Genomic DNA, 8,149 nt, shown 5'->3' on the forward strand with positions numbered 1-8,149 from the left:
ATCGACGGCGGATCGAAGTTGTGGCCACGACCATTACAGTTCGGTACATGGCGAAGAAGCTCGTGATCAAGGTGACCGCCGGGGCGGATGCGCCCGAGCGCTGCTCGCAGGCCTTCACGGTGGCGGCCGTCGCCGCGGCCAGCGGTGTGGAGGTCTCGCTCTGGCTGACCGGTGAGTCCGCGTGGTTCGCGCTGCCGGGGCGCGCGGCCGAGTTCGAACTGCCGCATGCTGCGCCGCTGCCGGATCTGATCGAGTCGATCCAGGCGGCCGGGCAGATCACGCTCTGCACGCAGTGCGCGGTCCGTCGGGACATCGCGGAGAAGGATGTGCTCGACGGCGTACGGATCGCGGGCGCGCAGGTCTTCGTCAGCGAGATCATGCCGGACGGCGTCCAGGCGCTCGTCTACTAGCGAACTCGTCCATCAGCGGTACGGCTTACTGCGACCGGCGCTTCTTGCCGTCCAGCTCGTCCCACCACTCGTCGGACTTCGGGTCCCCTGAGGGGTCGTCCCACCAGCGGTCCTCGGGGCCGCGCGCGTTGGCGAACATCGCGGCGAGCGGCGGGATGACCATGGCCACGAAGCACATGCCGACGGCGACGGGGACCGACCAGAGACGCACGACGGCCCACGCGGACACGAAGAGCAAGACGCATCCGCCCATCAGCAGGAAGTAACCACGCCGGCGTCGCGCGTACATACCTCCAGCGTACGACCGGCGACGCGGACGACCGAAGGGCCGCACCCCGATCAGGAAGCGTCCAACCCCCTGGGGTGCGGCCCTTCGGCCAGTACGTGATGAATCAGACCGCGATCGCGACCTCGGCGAGGCCACCGGTCTGCGCGACGACCGTACGGTCCGCCGTGCCACCCGGGACGAGCGCGCGCACCGTCCACGTGCCCTCGGCCGCGTAGAAGCGGAACTGTCCGGTCGCCGAGGTCGGGACCTCGGCGGTGAACTCGCCCGTCGAGTCCAGCAGGCGGACGTATCCGGTGACGGGCTCGCCGTCACGCGTCACGCTGCCCTGGATGGTCGTCTCACCGGGCTTGATCGTCGAAGCGTCGGGGCCGCCGGCCTTTGCTCCACACATAGGGGTCGTCCTTCAGGTCGGGAGGAGGGGTTACTTGTTGGCGCCGAGCTCGATCGGCACGCCGACGAGGGAGCCGTACTCGGTCCACGAGCCGTCGTAGTTCTTGACGTTGGGCTGGTCGAGCAGCTCATGCAGCACGAACCAGGTGAGCGAGGAACGCTCACCGATGCGGCACAGGGCGATGGTGTCCTTCGCGAGGTCGACGTTCTCGTCCTCGTAGAGCGCCTTGAGCTCGTCGTCGGACTTGAAGGTGCCGTCGTCGTTGGCGTTCTTCGACCACGGAATGTTGCGGGAGGTCGGGATGTGGCCCGCCTTCTGCGACTGCTCCTGCGGGAGGTGGGCCGGGGCGAGGAGCTTGCCCGAGAACTCGTCGGGCGAGCGGACGTCGACCAGGTTCAGCTTGCCGATCGAAGCGATGACCTCGTCGCGGAAGGCGCGGATCGAGGTGTCCTGGGGCTTGGCCTTGTACTCGGTGGCCGGGCGGTTCGGGACCTCGGAGCCGTCGACCAGGTCGCGGGAGTCGAGCTCCCACTTCTTGCGGCCGCCGTCGAGGAGCTTGACGCTGTCGTGGCCGTAGAGCTTGAAGTACCAGTAGGCGTACGAGGCGAACCAGTTGTTGTTGCCGCCGTAGAGGACGACGGTGTCGTCGTTGGCGATGCCCTTCGCCGACAGGAGCTTGTCGAAGCCCTCCTGGTCGACGAAGTCGCGGCGGACCGGGTCCTGGAGGTCGCTCTTCCAGTCGATCCGTACGGCGTTCTTGATGTGGTTCTTGTCGTACGCGGAGGTGTCCTCGTCGACCTCGACGATGACGACCTTCGGGTCCTCGATGTGGGCCTCGACCCAGTCGGCGTCTACCAGGACGTCGCTGCGGCTCATGCTCTTTCTCCTCCGGGGCAGTGTGCGGCGGGTGGTGCGAAGAGGGGTGCGCGGGTACGCGGAACGAGCGGCGTACGTACACGGGGTGGCCCTGACAACGGTCAAAGGGCCCGGGGGATACGGGAGCCGGGCTCCCGCTCAGAAAGTGCGACAGAGCATGGCGGCGACGCGGCACAGGTCTACTGCCCGCCGCTTCGTGAGATCCGCCTGTCGCTTCATGGGTCCGATCGTAGGGACGATTCAGCCGCGATGTCACCGGGGTGTCGGATGCTGAGACGCGATCATCCACTATGCGGGACGGGAAGAGGCTGAGGCCGGCTTCCGCCCGGCCGCGCGGCAGTGTGCGCGCCACTTCCTTCTACCCAGCGGACACGGCCGTCTCACCATGCGGCCGGGGTGACGAGCGGACGGCGGATCCCTGCCCCTCCCCGCCCCTTCCCGTTTCTGCCCTCAAGCGCCGGACGGGCTGCATTTCAGCAAGCCCCGGACGGGTTGAATCTCAGCCCGCCAGCGACACGTTCCTACCCGTGCCCGAGAACTGCAGTCCGCCGTCCGCCGCCCGGACCTTGTCCAGCTTGATGCTCGACGGCATCCCGGCAATCTTCAGGTCGTAGTCGATGGCCTTGCGCAGCTTCTCGTCGAAGCCCGGCACCGGCAGCTTCGGCAGCGCCTCGGCCCGCAGCTGGACCGTGTCGCCGCCCTTGAGCACGACCGTGCTGTACGTGGTGACCATGCGGCCCGCGAGCAGGCCCTTGAAGGCGCCCGGCACCTGGATGCCCGCTCCGTCGAGCACGTCGGTGAGCGGTCCCGTGACCTTGACCTGGCCCTTGGCTGCCCGGTCGGCGCCCGCGTAGCTGACGGTGGCGCCCTTGGGCGCGGCCTTCGTCAGATCGGCGTAGGAGATCCGGGCGGAACCGTCGGCCCGGTCCGCGACGGCGGAGGAGAAGCTGCTGTCGATCTTCACGTTGCGCAGCTCGGCCTTGACCTCGGTGACGTTGACCGAGTGGCCGCCCGCGGTGGCGGTGATGCCGGCGAGGCTGACGTCGACCTCGTCGAGTTCCTTGCCCATGACCTGGGTGAGGAAGGGGAAGCCCTTGATGGAGATCTCCGGCGTCGAACTCAGCCCCTGGTTGCTCTTGATCTTGTCGGCCGCCTCCGACTCGGCCAGGTTCACCGCGATCCGGTCCGCGGCGACGAAGATGCCGCCGAGGATCACGGCGACGATCAGCAGTATTCGCAGTGCGCGCATTGCTCGGTGTCCCCCACCTTGGTCTGTCCGGCCCCCCGTGACGCCCGCGAGCCTAAACGAATCCGGACGACGACCTCTGTCCAATGATCGACGAGTGACGCCCGTCATTGGTTCCTGGGGGTCACACGAGCGCGCGGCCGATCAGATAGACCGCAGGGGCAGCGGCGGTCAGCGGCAGGGCCACGCCCGCCGTCATATGGACGAAGCGGGACGGGTAGTCGTAGCTCGCCACCCGCAGGCCGACCAGCGCGCAGACACCCGCGGCGAGACCCAGCAGCGCGCCCGCGGAGCCGATGTCGGTCAGACCGCCTGCCGCGATGCCCGCACCGGCCGCGGCCAGCAGTGACAGGACGACGGAGGCGACGCCGGGCAGCGGCAGCGCGCGGACCAGGACGGCCACGGCGACCGCGATCCCGCCCACCACCACGGCGTCGTCCGCGGCCGCGAGATGCCCGGCCGCGAGGATCGTCAGCGCGGCCGACGCGACCGTCGCCATCAGTCCGGACATCCGCTCGTCGGCGTCCGCGTGGCTGCGCAGCTGCAGCACGAGGGTGAGCAGCACCCAGACACCGAGCGTGCCGATGATCGCGGCGGGCGCGTTCTCCCGGCCGACGCCGATCAGTACGGCGTCGGCGGCGAGGCCGCCCGCGAAGGCGAGCGCGATGCCCTGCCGGGCGGGCCACATGCCGTTGAGCCGGAACCATCCGGCCGCGGTGACGGCCTGCAGCAGCACGAGCGGTACGAGCAGAGCGTACGAGCCGATGGCCGCGCCGCCGGCGAGCAGCAGTCCGAGGACGGCGGTCAGCCCGGCGGGCTGCATGCCCGGCGCGATGATCGGCGAACGGCCCTCGGCGCGGGCGCGCTGGGCGTCGGTGATCCGGGCGTTCCCGACGGTGGTGGGGGCGCTGTACCAGGCGCTGCCGGTCGCGGCGGTGCCTGTCGCAGCCAGGCCGGCGGCTGCGGCCGGCGGCTCGTACGCGGCGGGCGCCGGCTCCGGCGCCTCGGGCGGCAGCGGGTACGCGCCCTGCGGCGGCAGATACACGGCGTCGGCCGCGGCGGCGGACTGCGCGGGCCGCACGGTCGGCTGGTACTGCGTGTCCCAGGTCTCGGCCTCCCACGTCTGTGCCGCGCCGGGGTCGTGGAACGGCTGCTGGTAGGGCTGCTGGTAGGGCTGCTGATACGGCTCCTGGTACGGCTGCTGCTGTTCGTACGGATACTGCTGATCGCTGCTCATGCTGTGCGGTTCACCCTCCTGCGAACGGCGGAAGCACCTCGACCGTGCCGCCCTCGGCAAGCCGTACGGTCTCATGGCCGCGGGTCCCGACGGGGGCACCGTCGACGAGGAACGAACACCGTTGCAGTACCCGCGTCAGCTCACCGGGGTGCCGTTCGCGCACCGCGGTCAGCGCCTCCGCGAGCGTTCCCGCGGCGTACGGCTCCTCCGCGATGCCGGCCGCCGCCTTGGCCGCGGCCCAGTAGCGGATGGTTCCCGCTGCCATGTCGGCACTCCTTTCGTCGGCTTCCATGATGGGCTACTCGCCGGCCAGCCAGTCCGCGAGGCGGCCGAGCAGCACCTCGTCAGCGGCGTTCTCGGCGTGGCCCATGCCCGGCTCCAGCCACAGCTCGGCCTGCCCCTCACCGGCTGCGGCGGCGAGCATGCGCGGATGGTCCAGCGGGAAGTACGGGTCGCGGTCGCCGTGCACGATCAGCAGCGGCGTCGGGGCGATCAGCGGCACGGACTCGACCGGGGAGAGCGGTACGGGATTCCACTCCTCGGGATGGATACGGGTACCGAGGCCGAAGCGGCCGACGACACGGCCGAGCGGCCTGCTGACCACCCAGTGCAGCCGCCGCATCGGGGCCGTACCGCGGTAGTACCAGCGGGCGGGGGCGCTGACGGCGGCGACCGCGTCGGTATGCGCTTCTTTGCGCCCCCCGTGCATCGCGGCGTGCCGGAGCACCACTGAGCCGCCCATCGAGAAACCGACGGTCACCACACGCGTATGACCGAAGGAACGTGCCCACTCGACCGCCGCCGCGAGATCCAGCACCTCACGGTCGCCGACCGTGGAGCGGCCGCCCGAGCCGCCGTGCCCGCGGAAAGAGAACGTGACCACGGCCGCACGCTGCGCGAACACCTGTGCAGCGCGCCGCACGGCGGGCCGGTCCACGGACCCCGTGAAGCCGTGTGCGACGACCATCACGGTGGCGGCGGAACCGGCCGTACACGGCTCGTACACCGCCTCGATACGTACCCCGTCGTCCGTGCGGAGCATCGTCCTGAGGGGTGCCGGCGTGAGCGAGGAAACAATTGATCTGCGGAAAGGACCCTCTGTAACGGAGCTCATGTGGGCTATTCTGCTGGGAAGAGGATCCGGGCAACGATGCCCCCGGATCCTTTTGTGTTTTCTGCCCGTTGTTACAGGCAGGTGAACGGCGGGCCCCAGGGCGCGGGGGCCGCCACGTTCGAAGCAGTGCCGCAACGTCCTCGCAGGGACCGAGGAGGAACCGACGTTATGGGCCAGCGAACCGTGCACGACCGTAGGACGATCCGGGCAGGTGGGGCGCGATGAGCTCACTTCTGCTTCTGACCAATGCCCTCCAGCCGTCGACGGAGGTGCTCCCCGCCCTCGGACTTCTGCTGCACAACGTGCGGGTCGCCCCCGCCGAAGGCCCGGCCCTCGTCGACACCCCGGGTGCCGACGTCATCCTGATCGACGGCCGCCGCGACCTGCCCCAGGTGCGGTCGCTGTGCCAGCTGCTGCGGTCCACCGGACCCGGCTGTCCGCTGATCCTCGTCGTGACGGAGGGCGGTCTCGCGGCCGTCACCGCGGACTGGGGCATCGACGACGTACTGCTGGACACGGCTGGTCCGGCAGAGGTCGAGGCCAGGCTTCGGCTCGCGATGGGCCGCCAGCAGATCACCTCGGACGACAGCCCGATGGAGATCCGCAACGGTGATCTGTCGGTCGACGAGGCGACGTACAGCGCGAAGCTGAAGGGGCGGGTCCTGGACCTGACCTTCAAGGAGTTCGAGCTGCTGAAGTACCTCGCCCAGCACCCTGGGCGGGTCTTCACCCGGGCCCAGCTGCTCCAGGAGGTCTGGGGCTACGACTACTTCGGCGGTACGCGGACGGTCGACGTCCATGTACGGCGGCTGCGCGCAAAACTCGGCCCGGAGCACGAGTCGCTGATCGGGACCGTACGCAACGTCGGCTACCGCTTTGTCACGCCGGAGAAGGTCGAACGCGCGGCCGAGGAGGCGAAGGCGAAGGCGGCGGCGCAGACCGCGGCGGAGGCCGCGGCACGGGCGGCGGACTCCGTCGCTCGTACGGAGGACACGGCCCAGCCGCAGGAAGCGGGCGTACGCCCTGCCCAGAGGTAGGTCACCCCGCGTAGACTGCCGCGCGTGGCCAAGGTGACGCGGGACGATGTGGCGCGACTGGCGGGGACTTCGACCGCGGTCGTCAGCTACGTCATCAACAACGGACCCCGGCCGGTCGCCCCGGCCACGCGCGAGCGGGTACTCGCAGCGATCAAGGAGCTGGGGTACCGGCCCGACCGGGTTGCCCAGGCGATGGCCTCGCGGCGGACCGACCTGATAGGCATGATCGTGCCGGACGCGCGGCAGCCGTTCTTCGCGGAGATGGCGCACGCGGTCGAACAGGCCGCGGCGGACCGCGGAAAAATGGTCCTCGTCGGCAACTCCGACTACCGCGACGAGCGCGAGGTCCACTATCTGCGGGCCTTCCTCGGGATGCGGGTCTCCGGGCTGATCCTGGTCAGCCAGGGCCCGAGCGAGCGGGCGGCCGCGGAGATCGAGGCGTGGGACGCGCGGGTGGTGCTGCTGCACGAGCGCCCGGAGGCCATCGACGACGTGGCCGTCGTCACGGACGACATCGGCGGCGCGCAGCTGGCGACGCGGCATCTGCTGGAGCACGGGCACCCGTACGTCGCCTGCCTCGGCGGCGTCGAGTCGACCCCGGCGGTCGGCGACCCGGTGGCGGACCACGTCGAGGGCTGGCGCCGGGCCATGCTGGAGTCGGGCCGGTCGGTGGAGGGACGGTTGTTCCAGGCGCCGTACAACCGCTACGACGCGTATCAGGTGGCGTTGAAGCTGCTGGCGGGCCCCGAGAGGCCGCCGGCGATCTTCTGCTCGACGGACGACCAGGCGTTCGGTGTGCTGCGGGCGGCGCGGGAGCTGCGGATAGATGTGCCGGGCGAACTGGCGGTGGCGGGCTTCGACGACGTCAAGGAGGCGGCGCTGACGGACCCGCCGCTGACGACGATCTCCTCGGACCGCCCGGCGATGGCGCGGGCGGCGGTGGATCTGGTGCTGGACGACGGGTTGCGGGTGGCGGGTTCTCGCCGGGAACGGGTGAAGCAGTTCCCGTCGGGCTTGGTGATCCGCCGATCCTGCGGCTGCGGGTAGCCTCCGGCGGGCTGCGGGTTGCCTCCGGCGCGGTGCGGGTAGCCTCCGGCGCGGTGCGGGGTCTTGTCGGGTGCGGGGTCTTGTCGGCTGCGTACAGGGTCTTGGTGCGTGACCCCGGTTTTGCCGCCAATCCCCACAAGACCGCGGGGGTACAGCGGTTCGCCGGTGGAAACCACCCACGAAGAGCAACCCACCACGCCCCCGGCCCACGCTCACCACATGACCGGGTGACTGGCGGGGGCGACACTGCACGGCACCTCCCCACCCGAACGAGACAAGACCGCTCGCCGCGGGGGTACAGCGGCTCGCCGGAGGAAACCACCCACCGAAGAGCAACCCACCACGCCCCCGGCCCACGCTCACCACATGACCGGGTGACTGGCGGGGGCGACACTGCACGGCACCTCCCACCCGAACGAGACAAGACCGCTCGCCGCGGGGGTACAGCGGCTCGCCGGAGGAAACCACCCACCGAAGAGCAACCCACCACGCCCCCGGCCCA

Annotated in this window: 11 protein-coding genes; 3 read left to right on the forward strand and 8 right to left on the reverse strand. The window is 70.3% G+C overall.

What is annotated here, in order from left to right; all coding sequences use genetic code 11:
- Positions 1-47 precede the first annotated feature (47 nt).
- Complete coding sequence (locus AB0D12_RS15900; RefSeq protein ID WP_362682035.1) at positions 48-410, forward strand: DsrE family protein; 363 nt, start codon at positions 48-50, stop codon at positions 408-410.
- Positions 411-435: 25 nt separating this feature from the next.
- Here AB0D12_RS15900 and AB0D12_RS15905 read toward each other — a convergent pair whose 3' ends face one another.
- The 8 genes from AB0D12_RS15905 to AB0D12_RS15940 form a co-directional block, all read right to left on the reverse strand.
- Entirely contained in the window at positions 436-699 is a 264-nt protein-coding gene (locus AB0D12_RS15905) for a DUF3099 domain-containing protein (RefSeq protein ID WP_362682038.1), read from the reverse strand.
- Positions 700-802: 103 nt separating this feature from the next.
- The gene (locus AB0D12_RS15910; RefSeq protein ID WP_018101653.1) at positions 803-1,090 is read right to left on the reverse strand and encodes a DUF1416 domain-containing protein; all 288 of its coding nucleotides are present in this window, start codon (positions 1,088-1,090) and stop codon (positions 803-805) included.
- A 30-nt stretch (positions 1,091-1,120) separates the two neighbouring features.
- Positions 1,121-1,966, reverse strand: a complete 846-nt coding sequence (locus tag AB0D12_RS15915; protein ID WP_362682041.1) for a sulfurtransferase — start codon at positions 1,964-1,966, stop codon at positions 1,121-1,123.
- A 138-nt stretch (positions 1,967-2,104) separates the two neighbouring features.
- Complete coding sequence (locus AB0D12_RS15920) at positions 2,105-2,185, reverse strand: putative leader peptide (protein ID WP_350310325.1); 81 nt, start codon at positions 2,183-2,185, stop codon at positions 2,105-2,107.
- Between the two features lie 280 nt (positions 2,186-2,465).
- The gene (locus AB0D12_RS15925) at positions 2,466-3,215 is read right to left on the reverse strand and encodes a DUF2993 domain-containing protein (RefSeq protein ID WP_362682044.1); all 750 of its coding nucleotides are present in this window, start codon (positions 3,213-3,215) and stop codon (positions 2,466-2,468) included.
- 121 nt (positions 3,216-3,336) lie between these two features.
- A complete protein-coding gene (locus AB0D12_RS15930) occupies positions 3,337-4,449 on the reverse strand; it encodes a hypothetical protein (RefSeq protein ID WP_362682047.1) in 1,113 nt (370 codons plus the stop codon).
- Between the two features lie 10 nt (positions 4,450-4,459).
- Positions 4,460-4,714: a MoaD/ThiS family protein gene (locus AB0D12_RS15935; RefSeq protein WP_327324511.1), complete on the reverse strand. Its 255-nt coding sequence runs from the start codon at positions 4,712-4,714 to the stop codon at positions 4,460-4,462.
- 33 nt (positions 4,715-4,747) lie between these two features.
- Complete coding sequence (locus AB0D12_RS15940) at positions 4,748-5,563, reverse strand: alpha/beta fold hydrolase (protein ID WP_362682050.1); 816 nt, start codon at positions 5,561-5,563, stop codon at positions 4,748-4,750.
- 221 nt (positions 5,564-5,784) lie between these two features.
- Here AB0D12_RS15940 and AB0D12_RS15945 point away from each other — a divergent pair, with 221 nt between their 5' ends.
- Both AB0D12_RS15945 and AB0D12_RS15950 read left to right on the forward strand, forming a co-directional pair.
- Positions 5,785-6,600 (forward strand): response regulator transcription factor, encoded by an 816-nt coding sequence (locus AB0D12_RS15945; RefSeq protein ID WP_362682053.1) that lies wholly within the window; start codon positions 5,785-5,787, stop codon positions 6,598-6,600.
- A gap of 24 nt (positions 6,601-6,624) precedes the next feature.
- Entirely contained in the window at positions 6,625-7,647 is a 1,023-nt protein-coding gene (locus tag AB0D12_RS15950; RefSeq protein ID WP_327324514.1) for a LacI family DNA-binding transcriptional regulator, read from the forward strand.
- The last annotated feature ends 502 nt before the right edge of the window (positions 7,648-8,149 follow it).

Origin of the sequence: Streptomyces sp. NPDC048479 (genome assembly GCF_040651435.1) — a bacterium.
Lineage (GTDB): Bacteria > Actinomycetota > Actinomycetes > Streptomycetales > Streptomycetaceae > Streptomyces.